This is a genomic window from Xanthomonas sp. PPL134 (assembly GCF_040595915.1).
Classification (GTDB): Bacteria; Pseudomonadota; Gammaproteobacteria; order Xanthomonadales; family Xanthomonadaceae; genus Xanthomonas_A; species Xanthomonas_A indica.
The window spans coordinates 1-14146 of sequence record NZ_JAMDLL010000024.1 but is presented as its reverse complement, the minus strand read 5'-3'; the positions used below and the strand labels follow the sequence as shown (position 1 = coordinate 14146).

17 protein-coding genes and 2 tRNA genes are annotated in these 14146 nt (G+C 70.3%); 14 read left to right on the top strand and 5 right to left on the bottom strand.

Annotated features, from left to right (window positions below):
* Together M3U25_RS20460 and M3U25_RS20455 are read left to right on the top strand one after the other, a co-directional pair.
* Positions 1-77 (top strand) — tRNA-Asp (locus tag M3U25_RS20460).
* A gap of 187 nt (positions 78-264) precedes the next feature.
* A complete protein-coding gene (locus tag M3U25_RS20455) occupies positions 265-2253 on the top strand; it encodes a peptidylprolyl isomerase (protein WP_355503838.1) in 1989 nt (662 codons plus the stop codon).
* 436 nt (positions 2254-2689) lie between these two features.
* On the opposite strand, the gene M3U25_RS20450 is transcribed toward M3U25_RS20455, so the two are convergent.
* Both M3U25_RS20450 and gloB read right to left on the bottom strand, forming a co-directional pair.
* Entirely contained in the window at positions 2690-3901 is a 1212-nt protein-coding gene (locus M3U25_RS20450) for a transglycosylase SLT domain-containing protein (RefSeq protein WP_355503839.1), read from the bottom strand.
* Positions 3898-4665 (bottom strand): hydroxyacylglutathione hydrolase, encoded by a 768-nt coding sequence (gene gloB / locus M3U25_RS20445; protein ID WP_355503841.1) that lies wholly within the window; start codon positions 4663-4665, stop codon positions 3898-3900. Before gloB ends, M3U25_RS20450 begins: the two co-directional genes overlap by 4 nt.
* 12 nt (positions 4666-4677) lie before the next feature.
* On the opposite strand from gloB, the gene M3U25_RS20440 reads away from it, so the two are divergent.
* From M3U25_RS20440 to dnaQ, 3 genes are read left to right on the top strand one after another with little or no spacing between them, the layout of a single operon-like run.
* A complete protein-coding gene (locus M3U25_RS20440) occupies positions 4678-5337 on the top strand; it encodes a hypothetical protein (protein WP_242161562.1) in 660 nt (219 codons plus the stop codon).
* Positions 5338-5349: 12 nt separating this feature from the next.
* Entirely contained in the window at positions 5350-5808 is a 459-nt protein-coding gene (gene rnhA / locus M3U25_RS20435; protein WP_017907823.1) for a ribonuclease HI, read from the top strand.
* 29 nt (positions 5809-5837) lie between these two features.
* A complete protein-coding gene (gene dnaQ / locus M3U25_RS20430) occupies positions 5838-6575 on the top strand; it encodes a DNA polymerase III subunit epsilon (protein WP_355503844.1) in 738 nt (245 codons plus the stop codon).
* 196 nt (positions 6576-6771) lie between these two features.
* Here the strand turns inward: dnaQ and M3U25_RS20425 are convergent, their stop codons facing one another.
* Positions 6772-7476 (bottom strand): protein phosphatase 2C domain-containing protein, encoded by a 705-nt coding sequence (locus M3U25_RS20425; RefSeq protein ID WP_355503846.1) that lies wholly within the window; start codon positions 7474-7476, stop codon positions 6772-6774.
* Positions 7477-7685: 209 nt separating this feature from the next.
* On the opposite strand from M3U25_RS20425, the gene M3U25_RS20420 reads away from it, so the two are divergent.
* Positions 7686-7776 (top strand) — tRNA-Ser (locus M3U25_RS20420).
* Between the two features lie 118 nt (positions 7777-7894).
* Entirely contained in the window at positions 7895-8299 is a 405-nt protein-coding gene (locus tag M3U25_RS20415; RefSeq protein WP_019798098.1) for a DUF6165 family protein, read from the top strand.
* 48 nt (positions 8300-8347) lie between these two features.
* On the opposite strand, the gene M3U25_RS20410 is transcribed toward M3U25_RS20415, so the two are convergent.
* Together M3U25_RS20410 and M3U25_RS20405 are read right to left on the bottom strand one after the other, a co-directional pair.
* On the bottom strand, positions 8348-8602 hold the full coding sequence (locus M3U25_RS20410; RefSeq protein WP_355503848.1) for a DUF2798 domain-containing protein: 255 nt from the start codon (positions 8600-8602) through the stop codon (positions 8348-8350).
* Positions 8603-8800: 198 nt separating this feature from the next.
* Complete coding sequence (locus M3U25_RS20405; protein ID WP_355503850.1) at positions 8801-9850, bottom strand: glycosyltransferase family 9 protein; 1050 nt, start codon at positions 9848-9850, stop codon at positions 8801-8803.
* 20 nt (positions 9851-9870) lie between these two features.
* On the opposite strand from M3U25_RS20405, the gene M3U25_RS20400 reads away from it, so the two are divergent.
* The 7 genes from M3U25_RS20400 to M3U25_RS20370 are packed head-to-tail and all read left to right on the top strand — an operon-like array spanning position 9871 to position 14029.
* Positions 9871-10620 (top strand): 3-deoxy-D-manno-octulosonic acid kinase, encoded by a 750-nt coding sequence (locus M3U25_RS20400; RefSeq protein ID WP_263391348.1) that lies wholly within the window; start codon positions 9871-9873, stop codon positions 10618-10620.
* The gene (locus tag M3U25_RS20395; RefSeq protein ID WP_355503852.1) at positions 10620-11378 is read left to right on the top strand and encodes an MBL fold metallo-hydrolase; all 759 of its coding nucleotides are present in this window, start codon (positions 10620-10622) and stop codon (positions 11376-11378) included. Before M3U25_RS20400 ends, M3U25_RS20395 begins: the two co-directional genes overlap by 1 nt.
* A complete protein-coding gene (moaA, locus tag M3U25_RS20390) occupies positions 11375-12409 on the top strand; it encodes a GTP 3',8-cyclase MoaA (protein WP_355503854.1) in 1035 nt (344 codons plus the stop codon). Before M3U25_RS20395 ends, moaA begins: the two co-directional genes overlap by 4 nt.
* Before the next feature lie 3 nt (positions 12410-12412).
* Positions 12413-12787: a nuclear transport factor 2 family protein gene (locus M3U25_RS20385; RefSeq protein WP_260115105.1), complete on the top strand. Its 375-nt coding sequence runs from the start codon at positions 12413-12415 to the stop codon at positions 12785-12787.
* A 31-nt stretch (positions 12788-12818) separates the two neighbouring features.
* A complete protein-coding gene (gene moaC, locus M3U25_RS20380) occupies positions 12819-13337 on the top strand; it encodes a cyclic pyranopterin monophosphate synthase MoaC (protein WP_355503857.1) in 519 nt (172 codons plus the stop codon).
* Entirely contained in the window at positions 13334-13579 is a 246-nt protein-coding gene (locus tag M3U25_RS20375) for a MoaD/ThiS family protein (protein ID WP_355503859.1), read from the top strand. The genes moaC and M3U25_RS20375 overlap by 4 nt, the downstream gene beginning before the upstream one ends.
* Before the next feature lie 3 nt (positions 13580-13582).
* Positions 13583-14029 carry a molybdenum cofactor biosynthesis protein MoaE gene (locus M3U25_RS20370; protein ID WP_355503861.1) on the top strand — a complete coding sequence of 149 codons (447 nt, stop codon included), beginning with the start codon at positions 13583-13585 and terminating at the stop codon, positions 14027-14029.
* Positions 14030-14146 lie beyond the last annotated feature (117 nt).

Here is a 14146-nt window from a genome sequence, read left to right as displayed (position 1 = left end):
GGAGTGGTAGTTCAGTCGGTTAGAATGCTGGCCTGTCACGCCGGAGGTCGCGGGTTCGAGTCCCGTCCACTCCGCCATTTGTACGCGAAACCCCCGAGCGATCGGGGGTTTCTTTTTTCCGCATCACGCCTGTTTCCGTCCCCGTGCCCGCTCCCGATCCGCCGTCGCGGCGCATGACCGGCGCGGGCGGCCGGGCCGGCGGTTCTGCCGCAGGGCGTGAAGCGGGTTAAACTGCGCGGCTCGCCAATAGGCCGTCGGTTCCCAATGCTGCAGAAACTTCGCGAAAAGACCTCGGGCTGGATCGCCACCGCGATCATCGGTCTGTTGATGATTCCGTTCCTGTTCGTCATCGACAACAGCTACCTCGGTGGCGTCGGTGCCAACAATGTCGCCAAGGTGCAGGCGCCGCCGTCGTGGTGGTCGTCGGCGCCGTCGTGGTGGCCGGTGTCGCTGCTGTGGCAGCACCACGAAGTAAGCACGGAACAGTTCCGTACCCGCTTCGAGCAGGCGCGCATCCAGGCGCGCGAGCAACAGGGCGAGGATTTCGATCCGCGTGCGTTCGAAAGCATCGACAACAAGCGCAAGCTGCTCGATCAGTTGATCGACGAGCAGGTGGCCAAGCTGTCGGCCGAACGCGCCGGCGTGGTCATCGGCGATGCCGCGGTGCGCGATTACATCAGCGCCATGCCTGCGTTCCAGAACGATGGCAAGTTCGATCCGGAGCGCTACCGCCTGGCCCTGGCCTCGGGCACGCCGCCGCGTACGCCGACGATGTTCCAGCAGTTGGTGCGCGATGCGCTGCAGCAGTCGGTGATTCCTTCCGGCATCGCGGAATCGGCGTTCGCCACCAAGCAGGAGACCGATCGCCTGCTGAAGATGCTGGGCGAGACGCGCGACGTGGAGATGGCGCTGTTGCCGGAAGTGCCGGCTGACACTGCGCCGGTCAGCGACGCGCAGGTGCAGCAGTGGTACGACTCGCACAAGTCCGACTTCAAGCAGCCGGAAGCCGTGACGATCGAGTACGTCGACCTCAATGCGGCCAACCTGCCGCCGGTCAAGCCGGCCGACGAGGCGACGCTGCGCAAGCGCTACGACGACGAGAAGGCGCGCTTCGTCGAGCCCGACCAGCGACTGGCCTCGCACATCCTGATCAGCGCCGGCAAGGACGCTGCCTCGCAGAAGGCGGCCGAGGCCAAGGCGGCCAAGCTGGCGGCCGAAGCCAAGCAGCCCGGCGCCGATTTCGCCGCGCTGGCCCGCGCCAACTCCGACGACCCCGGCTCCAAGAACGCCGGCGGCGATCTGGGCTGGGTGGAAAAGGGCGTGATGGTGAAGCCGTTCGAGGATGCGCTGTTCGCGATGAAGCCCGGCGAGATCGTCGGCCCGGTGAAGAGCGAATTCGGCTATCACATCATCCAACTGCGCCAGGTCAAGGGCGGCGAAGGCAAGTCGTTCGAGCAGGTGCGCGACCAGCTCGCCAGCGAGCAGTTGAAGGCCGACAGCGAGAAGGCCTTCAGCGAGCTGAGCGGCAAGCTGGTGGACCTGGTCTACAAGAACCCGACCGCGCTGGCCTCGGCGGCGAAGGAAGTGGGCCTGCCGGTGCAGACGCTGGGGCCGTTCTCGCGCGCCAACGCCAGCGGCATCGCCGCACAGCCGGCGGTGCTGCGCGCCGCGTTCTCCGACACGCTGGTGCAGGACGGCACGGTCAGCGACCCGATCAACCTCGGGCCGAACCACAGCGTGCTGATCCGCGTGACCCAGCACCAGCCGGAGCAGATCCAGCCGCTGGCCAAGGTGCACGAGCAGGTGGTGGCCGCGGTGCATGCCGACCACACCGCCAAGGCCGCCGCCGCCAAGGCCGACGCGCTGCTGGCGCGCCTGCGCAAGGGCGAGACCCTGCAGGCCCTGGCCGGCGCGGAGAAGCTGCAGATCAACCCGATGCCGGGCTTGCCGCGCAACGTGCCGATGCCGAGCGCGCAGGCCAGCCAGGTGATCTTCAGCGCACCGCAGCCGGTCGACGGCAAGCCGTCGGTGGGCAAGGTCGAACTGCCTGCGGCCCCGGGCACGGTGGGCAAGCGCTATGCGCTGTTCGCGGTCACCAAGGTGACGCCGGGCGACCTGAGCAAGGTACCGGCCGAGCAGCAGACCATGTTCCAGCAGCAGTTGGCGCAGATCGACGGCGCGGCCGATGCCAAGGCCTACGTCGATGCGATGCGCAAGCACTTCAAGATCAGCGTGCAGGAGTCGCAGCTGTAACAGCGGCACCGCCGACGCGGGAGATGACGCAACAGGCCCGGCATTGCCGGGCCTGTTGTGTTTCAGGGGTGTCCACATGCGCGCGTTGCCGCGGGAAGTGCACAACGTTGGCGCGCAAGTGCGCGGCGTGCGCCTGCCGATCGCCGGCAGGCGCGAGTGGTGGCGTGAATGGGCGGCAGGCGGTACGACCGCCGCCTCGCCTGGCGCGAGGCCCTGCGCGCTAGGCGGTGATCGAGACCGAACTTGCTCTTCGCGGGTCAGTGCGCGCGGGTGCCGTCGGTGCTGGACCCGGTACTAAGTCTGCATTGCAGACGTGCGTGGTGGTGTCAGGCGCCGTTCGGGTCGAGGCAACGGGCGGTCGTCCCCGCGGCATGGGGGGCACACCCGCCGGCGTCGTCGCCTGTAACGGACGTCGTCCCGCCGTGGCGGGAACGCGTCAGTCCTCGTAGCTCAGCACCATGCCGGGACGCAGCACGCTGCGCGCGGACAGGCCGTTCTTCATCAACAGCGCCTGCACGGTGATGCCGTAGCGCTTGGCGATGTTCCAGGCGGTGTCGCCGTCGCGCACGGTGTGGGTGTGGCGGGAGCGCGCACCAGCGCGTGCGCCACGGCGCGGCGCGGGGCTGTCGTCGGTGCTGGCCACGGTGGCGACGACCGGGGCGTCGTCCTGCGCCGGCGGCGCGGTGTCCTGGGCCAGCACGGGGCCGCCCAGGCTGCGAGGCGCCAGCACCGGCAGCGCGCGCTTGGCGCTGCGGCCGTTGCCCAGGGCCGGATTCAGCCGCGCGAGCTGGTTGCCCTGCAACGCCTGGCGCCGTGCCCAGTCGTCCAGCGCCATCCCGGCGGGCAGGGTCTGCGCCTGCAGGATCGGCACGTCGCGATCCAGGGACGCCATCCATTCGTCGCGGGTCTGCGCCTGTTCCAGCACGCAGGCCAGCGCGTGCAGCTTCTCGACGTAGGCATAGGTGACCGAGGACAGCCCGGGCAGCTTGTCCGGCTGGGCGTTCTGCGCATTCATGCCGGCGCGGCGCATCGACTGCAGCACGCGGTACTCGCCGGCGTTGTAGGCCATGATCGCCAGGCGCCAGTCGCCGCCGAACATGCCGTGCAGGGTCTTCAGGTAGCGCACCGCGGCGCGGGTGGAGTCCACCGCGGACAGGCGGCCGTCGTAGCCGTTCTCCAGCGGGACATCGTGGTTGCGCGCGGTGCCGGGGATGAACTGCCACAGGCCGGCAGGGCCGCCGCTGTTGCGCGCGGCCGGGCGATAGCCGCTCTCCACGAACGGGATCAGCGCGAACTCGGTCGGCAGGTTGGCCGCGCGCAGTTCGTCGACCACGTAGCCGAACAGCGGCAGTACGTCCTCGTCCTCGTCGGCCAGACGCGAGGGCGCGCGCGAGAACTGCTGCTGCCAGCGCGCATCGGTGGCGCCGGCGTCGCAACGCGCGTCGGCCAGGCCGTCGCGGAAGCGGGCGAGGATGTCGTGCCCGTTACGGGTGGTGGGCGGCGGCAGCGCCGCCGCGTCCGTCGGCAAGCCATTCAGGCCGGCCACGGTCTGTTCGAGTGCCGCCGCAAGCGGGGTCGCGGCCGCCGCGGGGGGCGCCGCCGACGCCATCGCCAGCGTCAGCGCCGCCGTCAACGCCAGCGCCCTCATGCGCGGAAATCGTCTTTCCAGCGCCTCAGTTCGGCGAAGACTTCCACCTCGTCGGACACCCCCCGGCCGAGCCGGGCGCCGATCGCCTGCTGGATCGCCGCCGAGGCGGTGCGCAGGAACGGATTGGTCGCCAGTTCGCTGGCGAGTGTGACGGGAACGGTGGGGCGGGCAGCATGACGCATGGCCTGGGCTTCCTGATGGCGCTGCCGCAGGGCAGCGTTGGTGGGATCGACCGTGACGGCGAACGCCGCATTGGCCAAGGTGTATTCGTGTCCGCAGCAGACCAGCGTCTGCCCCGGGAGGGCGGACAGGCGCTGCAGCGAACCCAACATCTGGGAGGGCGTACCTTCGAACATGCGCCCACAGCCCAGGCTGAACAGCGTATCGCCGCTGAACAGGTGGCCCTGGCCGACGTACGCCAGATGCGAGCGGGTGTGGCCCGGGACCGCCAGGGTATCGAACTGCCAGTCCAGCACCTTCACGACGTCGCCGTCGCCGACCCGCTGGCAGGCGAAACCAGTGATCCGTGGGTCGTCCGGCGCGTACACCGGGATGTCCGGCCAGCGCTCGCGCAGCGCGGCGACGCCGCCGATATGGTCGTCATGGTGATGGGTGAGCAGGATGGCGGCGGGCTGCAGCCCTTGCGCTGCGGCCTCCAGCACCGGCTCGGCCTGGCCCGGGTCGACCAGCAACGCACGCCCGTCGTCCGTGGCGATCGCCCAGATGTAGTTATCCTGGAATGCGGGCAGGGCGATCAGTCGCATAGAATTGGCACCATGCCTGCCGTGTCGCTCCCTCGTCAAGCCAACGTCTCATCCTGGTTTGATACGGCCGGGGCGCAGGCGTTGCTGCAGGCCGAGCAGCCGCTGATCCTCGACGCCCTGCTCAAGCGCCCCGCGCAGCCCTGGCTGTGGCTGGCGCCGGTGCCGCTGCCGCCCCCGGGACGCGAGCTGCCGGGGCGGGGCGTGCGCCTGCACCGCAGCCCCCGCGGCTATGCCGGCGACCTGGTATGCACCTTGCCGCTGCCGCTGCCGTCGGAGAGCGTCAACGCGATCGTCCTGCAGCACGTGCTCGCCGCCGACGCGGCGGCGCTGCTGGAGGAATGCGAGCGCATCCTCATGCCGGGCGGCCGCCTGTGGCTGTTCGCGCTCAACGCCATGAGCCCGTACCGGCTACGCTGGCGGCGGCAGGGCCTGGTGGCGCGCCCGCCGGGCAGCTGGCGCGGCCTGCTCGAGCAGACCGGCCTGCCGTGCGTGGAGCAACTGCGCTATCTCGGGCCGGTATGGCCGACCCGCGGCGGCGTCGGCCCGGCCACCTCCGCCGCGCCGCTGCGCGCGGTCTGCCTGCTGCAGGCGGAAAAACGCACCGCCGCCGGCATCGGCCCCATCCCGTTGCGCGCGCCGGTCCGCTGGCGCGGCTCGGTCGCTTCCATCTGAACACGGAGTTTCATGAAGACTGTCGACATCCATACCGATGGCGCCTGCCTCGGCAATCCCGGCCCCGGTGGCTGGGCCGCGCTGCTGCGCTACAAGGGATTGGAGCGCGAGGTGGCCGGCGCCGAGGCGCACACCACCAACAACCGCATGGAGCTGATGGCCGCGATCATGGCCTTGGAGACGCTCAACGAGCCGTGCCAGATCGTGCTACACACCGACTCGCAGTACGTGCGCCAGGGCATCACCGAATGGATGCCGGGCTGGGTGCGTCGCCAGTGGAAGACCGCCGGCGGCGATCCGGTCAAGAACCGCGACCTGTGGGAACGGCTGCACGCCGCGGCGCAGCGGCATACGATCGACTGGCGCTGGGTCAAGGGCCACAACGGCGACCCGGACAACGAGCGGGTCGACCAGCTGGCGCGCAACCAGGCTCTGCACGTGCGCGCCGGCGGCGCCGCGGTCGCGACCTGATCCTGTCTTCCTTCTCAGCTGCGAGTCCTATGCGTCAGATCATCCTCGATACCGAAACCACCGGCCTGGAATGGAAGAAGGGCAACCGCGTCGTCGAAATCGGCGCTGTGGAACTGCTCGAACGCCGCCCCAGCGGGCGCAACTTCCACCGCTACCTGCGCCCGGACTGCGATTTCGAACCCGGCGCGCAGGAAGTCACCGGCCTGACCCTGGACTTCCTCGCCGACAAGCCGGAGTTCCACGAGGTGGTCGATGAATTCCTGGAGTTCATCGACGGCGCCGAGCTGATCATCCACAACGCGTCGTTCGACCTGGGGTTCCTGGACTACGAGCTGTCGCGGCTGGGCGAGTCCTACGGCCGCATCCTCGACCGCGCCACGGTGATCGACACCCTGCTGCTGGCGCGCGAGCGCTTCCCCGGCCAGCGCAATTCGCTGGACGCGCTGTGCAAGCGGCTGGGCGTGGACAACTCGCACCGGCAGCTGCACGGCGCGCTGCTCGATGCGCAGATCCTCAGCGACGTGTACATCGCGCTGACCTCCGGCCAGGAGGAGATCGGTTTCGCCCTGGCCGAGGACGGCGCCGCGCATGCGGCCGCGCAGGGGCCGGCGTTCGACATGACGATGCTGCTGCCGCGGCCGCGGGTGTTGCCGACGGCCTCGGAGCTGGAGGCGCACCAGGCGCGGCTGGAGAAGCTGCGCAAGAAGGCCGGCCGCGCGCTGTGGGACGAGGTCGAACCGGTCGCGGCGGAAGCGGTGGCCGGCTGAAGGGCGCCTCGAATGACGACCGGACGGATGTTGTAGGAGCGGCTTCAACCGCGACGGGGCGTTCCCGGTAAAGCCCTGTTGCGGCCGACGCCGCTCCTGCAGGGCAGCCTGGCCGGCTTGAGCGTTAAGAAGGCAGTAGCCAGCGGTGCCCTGACGTAGGTTGCGCGGACGGAGCGGCGGCCGCGCCGCACCGGATTCAGTGGCAGCGCACCAGGATCGCGGTGATGTTGTCCGAGCCGCCTTCGTCGAGTGCGGCGGCGACCAGCATGTCCACGCATTCCTGCGCGCTGCAGTCGTCGTGGCCAAACGCGCTGGCCAGGCCGGCATCGTCCACTTCCTCGGTCAGCCCGTCGCTGCACAGCAGCAGGCGCATGCCCGGGCGCAGTTCGCCGGTCATCGTGGCCACGTTCAGGTGCTGCGGGTCGGTGACGCCCAACGCCTGGGTGACCACGTTGCGGTGCGGATGCGCGCGGGCCTGCTCGGCGGTGAGGGCGCCCTGCGCGATCAGTTCCTGCACGTAGCTGTGGTCCTGGCTGAGCTGGGCCAGCTTGCCGTCGCGCCACAGATAGGCGCGGCTGTCGCCGACCCAAGCCACCTCGAAGCGGTTGCCCTGTACCCGCGCGGCCACCACCGTGGTACCCATCGGCAAGGTGTCGTTACGGCGCTGCGAGGCGCGGATGATTTCCTCGTCGGCGATGCGGATGGCCTGCGCCAGCGCGGTGCCGCCGCGGACCTCGCGCACGATGGCCTCGCGCGCCAGGGCGCTGGCGACCTCGCCGCAGGCGTGGCCGCCCATGCCGTCGGCCACCAGCCACAGCCCCAGTTCGTGGTCGCCGTAGTAGGTGTCCTCGTTGAGGTCGCGGCGCAGGCCGACGTGGGTGAGGTGTCCGAATTCGATCATTGCGCGCCTGCGGCCGGCCGGTGTTTTCTGGGGTCGAAGGGCATCATCGCGGTCGCGCGCGGATCAGGCAATCGCCGCGCGCAGCGCCAAGCAGGCGGGGTTCATCGCCCCGCGCCGCCAGGCGCCTGTGGAGGCGCCGGCACCGGGCCGCTTGTCCGCGCGCGGCGGGAACCGTATGATGCACGCCCCCGGTCCGCCGGGGACCACCCGGGAAGGTGGCAGAGTGGTTGAATGTACCTGACTCGAAATCAGGCAGGCGTTTATAGCGCCTCGGGGGTTCGAATCCCCCCCTTCCCGCCAGTTTTGCATGAGGCCCCGTCAGGGGCCTTTTGCTTTTTTTGATGTGCGCGACCGCGTGCCGACGCCGCTTTAAGACGCGGCCGTTACACTCTCCCTTCTCCTGTTTGTGGTGTCTGCCATGTCCGAAATCCTGGTGCCCGTGTCCTTCGGCGAACTGCTCGACAAGATCGCCATCCTGCAAATCAAGTCCGAGCGCATCGAGGATCCGGCCAAGCTGGCCAATGTGCACGCCGAACTGTCGGCGCTGGAAAAGACCTGGATGGCGCATCCGGCGGCCGGCGGCGACGTGGCGCGCCTGCGCGCGGAGCTGAAGGCGGTCAACGAGCGCCTGTGGGTGATCGAGGACGAGATCCGGATCAAGGAGAAGGCGCAGGCCTTCGACGAGGAGTTCATCAAGCTGGCGCGCAGCGTGTACTACGAAAACGACGAGCGCGCGCGGCTCAAGAAGGACATCAACCTGGCCCTGGGCTCCAGCTACGTGGAAGAGAAGTCCTACCAGGACTACCGCAACGCCTCGGCCTGAGAGTGGTGCCCGGGAGGCGTTGCCGTCTCCCGGGCATCCGGGCTGCCTTCAGTCGCGCGCGACCAGCAGGCCGGTCAGGCGCCGCACCAGCGGCAGGACCAGCAGCAGGGTAGGGAAGGCGGCCAGCCAGGACAGCGCCCAGGCGCCGAGCCAGAGCGTGCCGACGCCGGGCGCCAAGCCGACGCTGCGCAGGGTGCTGATCAGCGAGACGATGCAGGTCATCAGCACCGACAGCAGCAGCGGAGTCACCCAGGCGGCATGGCGCGGGGGCAGCTTGCGGGAAAACAGCGGGGAACGTGACATTGCGGACTCTCCGTAAGCCGGTCGATCAAAGGCGCCACCCGCCATCGGCCTGCCAGGCCTGGACGGGAAACAGCCCCGGACGGATCCGGCGCAGTTGGCGCGTTGATTGACGTAAACGCTTACGGCGGCTCCTGCGGCCAGGTCGGCGGCAGGACGCGCGGCGGATGGTAGAGCGACGCCAGCGCCGCCGCAATGGCTTCAGTGGCCGTGGTCGGCGCGGTAGCGCTCGAACGCGGCGATCGCATCGTCCACCGCGATGAGGTCCATCACCCCGTCGAATTCGATCTTGCTGCCCCACTTCAGCTGCGCGGCCGGCTTGCCCAGGTATTTGCGCGCGGCCGCGTCGTACTTGTCCACGCAGTAGCGGATATCGGAATACGGGCCGCTGCGGCGCGGGTTGCTGGCCGCGTGCAGGCCCAGCACCTTGGTGCCCATCGCGTTGGCGATGTGCATGGGGCCGGAGTCGGGTGTCATGACCAACGCCGCGCGCTGCAGCAGCGCCGGCAGTTGCTTGAGCGTGTCGCGGCCGACCAGGTCGAGCACCGGCGTGCGCGCCGCGGCGACGATGGCATCGGCGGTACTGCGCTCCAGATCGCTGCGGCCGCCGCACAGCACCACCCGCCAGCCCTGCGCGGCGGCATGGTCGGCCACCGCGGCGTAGCGCTCGGCATACCAGTTGCGGCGCTGGTGGCTGGAGCAGGGCGAGATCAGCAGCGCCGGCCGGCCATCGTCGGGCCATTGCGCGCGCGCCCAGGCATGCGCGTCGTCGGGCACCGGCAGGTCCCAGCGCACCTCGGTCTGGCGCAGGCCCAGCGGCTCGCAGAAGCTGCCGATCGCATCCAGCACGTGGATGCCGGGGCGGTCGGGGATGCGCTCGTTGACGAACAGGCCGTGCAGGTCCTTGGAGCGGCTGCGGTCGTAGCCGATGCGGCGGCGCGCCGGCACGAACGCCGACAGCACGTTGGCGCGCAGCGCCACCTGCATCTGCAGCAGCGCGTCGAAGCCTTGTGCCGGCAGCGCACGGCGCACGGCGCGCATGCCGGCCAGGCCGCTGCGCTTGTCGTAGGTGTGGAACGCGACGCCCGGCAGGCCGTCCAGCAGCTTGTGCCCGGCCTTGTCGATGATCCAGTGCAGTGCCGGCGCCTGCGGCCAGGCGCGCTGCAGGGTCCGCACCAGCGGCACCACGTGGGTCACGTCCCCCAGCGCCGACAGGCGCAACAGGCACAACGAAGGGAGCGTTGCCGGCATGGTGTTGTTAGACTCGCTGGATGGTTGCATTCGACGCCACCGAAGCGCTGACGCCGTACCGCGAGGGCCGCGGTTACGGGGCCATTCTGTTCGACCGCGAACGACTGCGGCAAGCCGAGCCGTCGCTGTTCTCTGCCGTCGCCTGGGGCGAACGCGCCCGCCCGGTGGATGCCGGTGGCCGCGGCGGCGCCTGGTTCGTCGATGCCCCGTTCGGCAGTTGCGTGCTGCGCCAGTACCGCCGCGGCGGGCTGGTCGCCAAGCTAATCCGCGATCGCTACCTGTGGACCGGCGCCGACCGCACCCGCAGCTTCGCCGAGTTCCGGCTGATGCGTGCGTTGATCGCGCGCAAGCTGCCGGTGCCGCGCCCGCTGGCGGCTTGCTACCTGCGCCAGGGATTGCGCTATCGCGCGGCGATCCTGATGGAGCGGCTGGAAGGCGTGCGCTCGCTGGCCGAGCGCGCGCATCTGGCCGGCCGCGGCGCGCCGTGGGAGGAGGCGGGACGGCTGATCGCGCGCTTCCATCGCGCCGGTCTCGACCATGCCGACCTCAATGCGCAGAACATCCTGTTCGACGGCAACGGCCGCGGCTGGCTGATCGATTTCGATCGCGGCGTGCTGCGCATTCCCGCCACCCGCTGGCGCGAGCGCAACCTCAAGCGGCTGCGTCGTTCGCTGCTGAAGCTGCGCGGCGAGCGCAGTGTCGATGCGGTGGAGAAGGATTACGCGCGCCTGCGCCGTGCCTACGACCTGGCCTGGGAGCGCGGCTGCTGATGACGGACTGGGCGCTGCGCTTCCAGGGCGTGGGCAATGCCTCGGCGGTGACGTTGGGTTCGCCGATGGCCACCATCGAGCGCGATGGCCGGCCGTGGCTGACCATCGACTGCGGCGGCGAGGGGTTGACCGCCTACCAGGCGCACTACGGGGCGATGCCGCAGGCGCTGTTCGTCACTCACGTGCATCTGGATCACGTCGCCGGCTTCGAACGGCTGTTCGTGGACAGCTATTTCTCTGCGCGTCGCGGCAAGGTGCGGCTGTACGTGCCGGCCACGGTGGTGCCGCTGCTGCACCGGCGGGTGGCCGACTATCCGAACGTGCTGGCCGAGGGTGGCGCCAACTTCTGGGACGCGTTCCAGCTGATCGCGGTGGGCGATGCGTTCTGGCACGAGGGCGTGCGCCTGGAGGTGTTCCCGGTGCGCCACCACTGGCCGGAGACCGCCTACGGCCTGCGTCTGCAGGGCGCGCTGGTGTGGAGTGGGGATACCCGGCCGATCCCGGAAATGCTGAACCGGTATGCCGACGACGGCGAACTGGTGGCGCACGACTGCGGTCTTCACGGCAACCCGTCGCATACTGGGGTCGACGACCTGGAGCGGGAATACCCCGCCGAGCTGCTGCAACGGACCATGCTCTACCACTACGCCAGCGACGAAGATGCCGAGGCCCTGCGCGCGCGCGGCCACCGCGTGGCGCGCCCGGGCCAGTGCGTGGGGCTGGCTGCGCCGCGCGCGCCGCAGGTACCGGCGGGATGAACGCGCTGCCGCGCCTGCCGCTCGCGTCGGCGACGCCGGCGGACCGGCGCGGGCGGCCGTTGCGCGACCTGCGCCTGTCGGTGATCGAGGCCTGCAACTTCCGCTGCGGCTACTGCATGCCGGCCGACAAGGTGCCAGACGACTACGGCTTCGACGCGGCATCGCGGCTGTCGTTCGCGCAACTGGAGACCCTGGCCCGTGCCTTTGTGCGCAACGGCGTCAACAAGCTGCGCCTGACCGGCGGCGAGCCGCTGCTGCGCCGCGATCTGCCCGAGCTGGTGCGGCGGCTGGCGCGCATTCCCGGCGTGGACGATCTGGCCATGACCACCAACGGCGCGCTGCTGGCGCGGCACGCGCAGGCCTTGCGCGAGGCCGGCCTGCGCCGGGTCACGGTCAGCCTGGATGCGATCGAGCCGGCGGTGTTCCGGCAGCTGTCCGGCGGCCGTGGCGAGATCGCGCAGGTGCTCGAGGGCATCGACGCGGCGGTGGCGGCCGGGCTGGGGCCGGTCAAGCTCAACTGCGTGGTCCAGCGCGGCATCAACGACGACCAGGTGCTGCCGTTGCTGGCGCATTTCCGCGGCAGCGGCCATGTGCTGCGCTTCATCGAATACATGGACGTGGGCACCTGCAATGCCTGGCGCCGCGAGCGGGTGGTGCCGGCCGCCGAACTGCGCGACCGCATCGCCGCGCGCTGGCCGCTGCAGGCGCTGGCGCCGCATTACCCCGGCGAGGTCGCCGCGCGCTACGCGTTTGCCGACGGCGGCGGCGAGATCGGCTTCGTGACCTCGGTCAGCACGCCGTTCTGCGGCGATTGCCACCGCGCCCGCGTCTCGGCCGATGGCCATCTGTACACCTGCCTGTTCGCGGGCGAGGGCACCGACCTGCGGCCGGCGCTGGCCGGTGGCGAAGAGATGCTGGCCGAGCGCGTGCGTGCGCTGTGGGAGCGTCGCGACGATCGCTACAGCGAACTGCGGGGCGCGGCGTCGGCCACGCGCGGCAAGCACGTCGAAATGTTCCTGATCGGCGGTTGAGCGATGGACGCCGCCGTGCAAGACGCGCTGGTCGCGCTGGAGCTGGACTTGCTGGAGCCGGCGGTGCGTGCCTCGGCGACGCGCGTGGCCGAACTGCTCGACGACGCCTTCGTCGAGTTCGGCGCCTCCGGGCGCTGCTTCGACAGGTCGGCGGTGCTGCAGGCGTTGGCGGTGGAGTCGGGCGACTTCCGCTACCGCGCCTTCGACATCCAGGTGCAGTCGCTGGCGCCGGATCTTGCGCAAGTGCGCTATCGCAGCGAGCGCAGCGGCGGCGGCGAGCCGCCGCGGCAGGCGCTGCGCAGTTCGCTGTGGCAGCGCCGTGACGACCGATGGCGCATGCTGTTCCACCAGGGCACGCCGATTCCCGGCAGTGCCTGAAGATCGCGCCGTGGGAGCGGCAGCGCAGTCCATGACCAAGAAAACCTCCGCCACGTCCGCGCGCGCCGCCGCGCCGGCGCTGACCCACCTGGACCCGCAGGGGCTGCCGACCATGGTCGACGTCTCCGCCAAGGCCACCACCGCGCGCGTGGCGGTGGCGCAGGCGCAGGTGCGCTTTCCCGCCGCGGTGGCCGCGCAATTGCGCGCCGATGCATTGCGCAGCGCCAAGGGCGGCATCGTCGACACCGCGGTGATCGCCGGCACCATGGCGGTCAAGCGCACCCACGAACTGATTCCGTTCTGCCATCCGTTGCCGATCGACGGCTGCCGCTTCGCCATCGACTGGCGCTCGCCGCAGGTGCTGGGCATCGAATGCACGGTGCGCACCGTGCACCGCACCGGCGTGGAGATGGAGGCGCTGACCGGCGCCAGCGTCGCTGCACTGACCGTCTACGACATGTGCAAGGCGCTGACCCACGCGATGACCATCGGCCCGGTGCGGCTGGTCGGCAAGCGCGGCGGCAAGCGCGATGTCGGGAGCGTGGCATGAGCGCCTCGGTGACCGTGCTGTACTTCGCCAGCCTGCGCGAGGCTGCAGGCCTGGAGCGCGAGCAGGTGTGCACCGATGCCGCCGACCTGCGCGGGCTGTATGCCGAGCTCGACGCGCGCCACGGCCTGCGCTGGCCGGCGCAGCGGTTGCGGGTGGCAGTGGACGGCGCCTTCGCCAGCTGGGACGAGGCGGTGCGCGACGGCAGCGAAGTGGTGTTCATCCCGCCGGTCTCGGGAGGCTGAGCCATGTCCACCGAACCGCGTTTCCGGCTGGACGACCACCCGCTCGACATCGCCACGCTGCGCGCGCCGCTGGCACACGCCCAGGCCGGTGCCTATGCCAGCTTCGAAGGCTGGGTGCGCGACCACAACGACGGCCGCGCGGTGGATGGCCTGCACTACGAGGCCTACGCCGCGCTGGCCGAGGCCGAAGGCCAACGCATCGTCGACGAGGCGCTGGCCCGCTTCGCCATCCTCGACCTGTGCTGCGTGCACCGCATCGGCGAACTGGCGATCGGCGACCTGGCGGTATGGGTCGGCGTGGTCGCTGCGCACCGTGGCGCCGCATTCGACGCCTGCCGCTACGTCATCGACGAGGTCAAGGCGCGCGTGCCGATCTGGAAGCGCGAACGTTATCGCGACGGCGACGCGGGGTGGCTGCATCCGGAGACGCAGGCGTCGCAACCCGAGTAGCGGCGCGCGCGACCAGGTGTCGATCGTGTCTTCGTGGAGGAGGGTGGTAACCCCGCCGGCTGACCGCGCCAGGCATAGCCTGCCGCCGCAAGGATCTCTGTGCCGTCGCCACGGCCG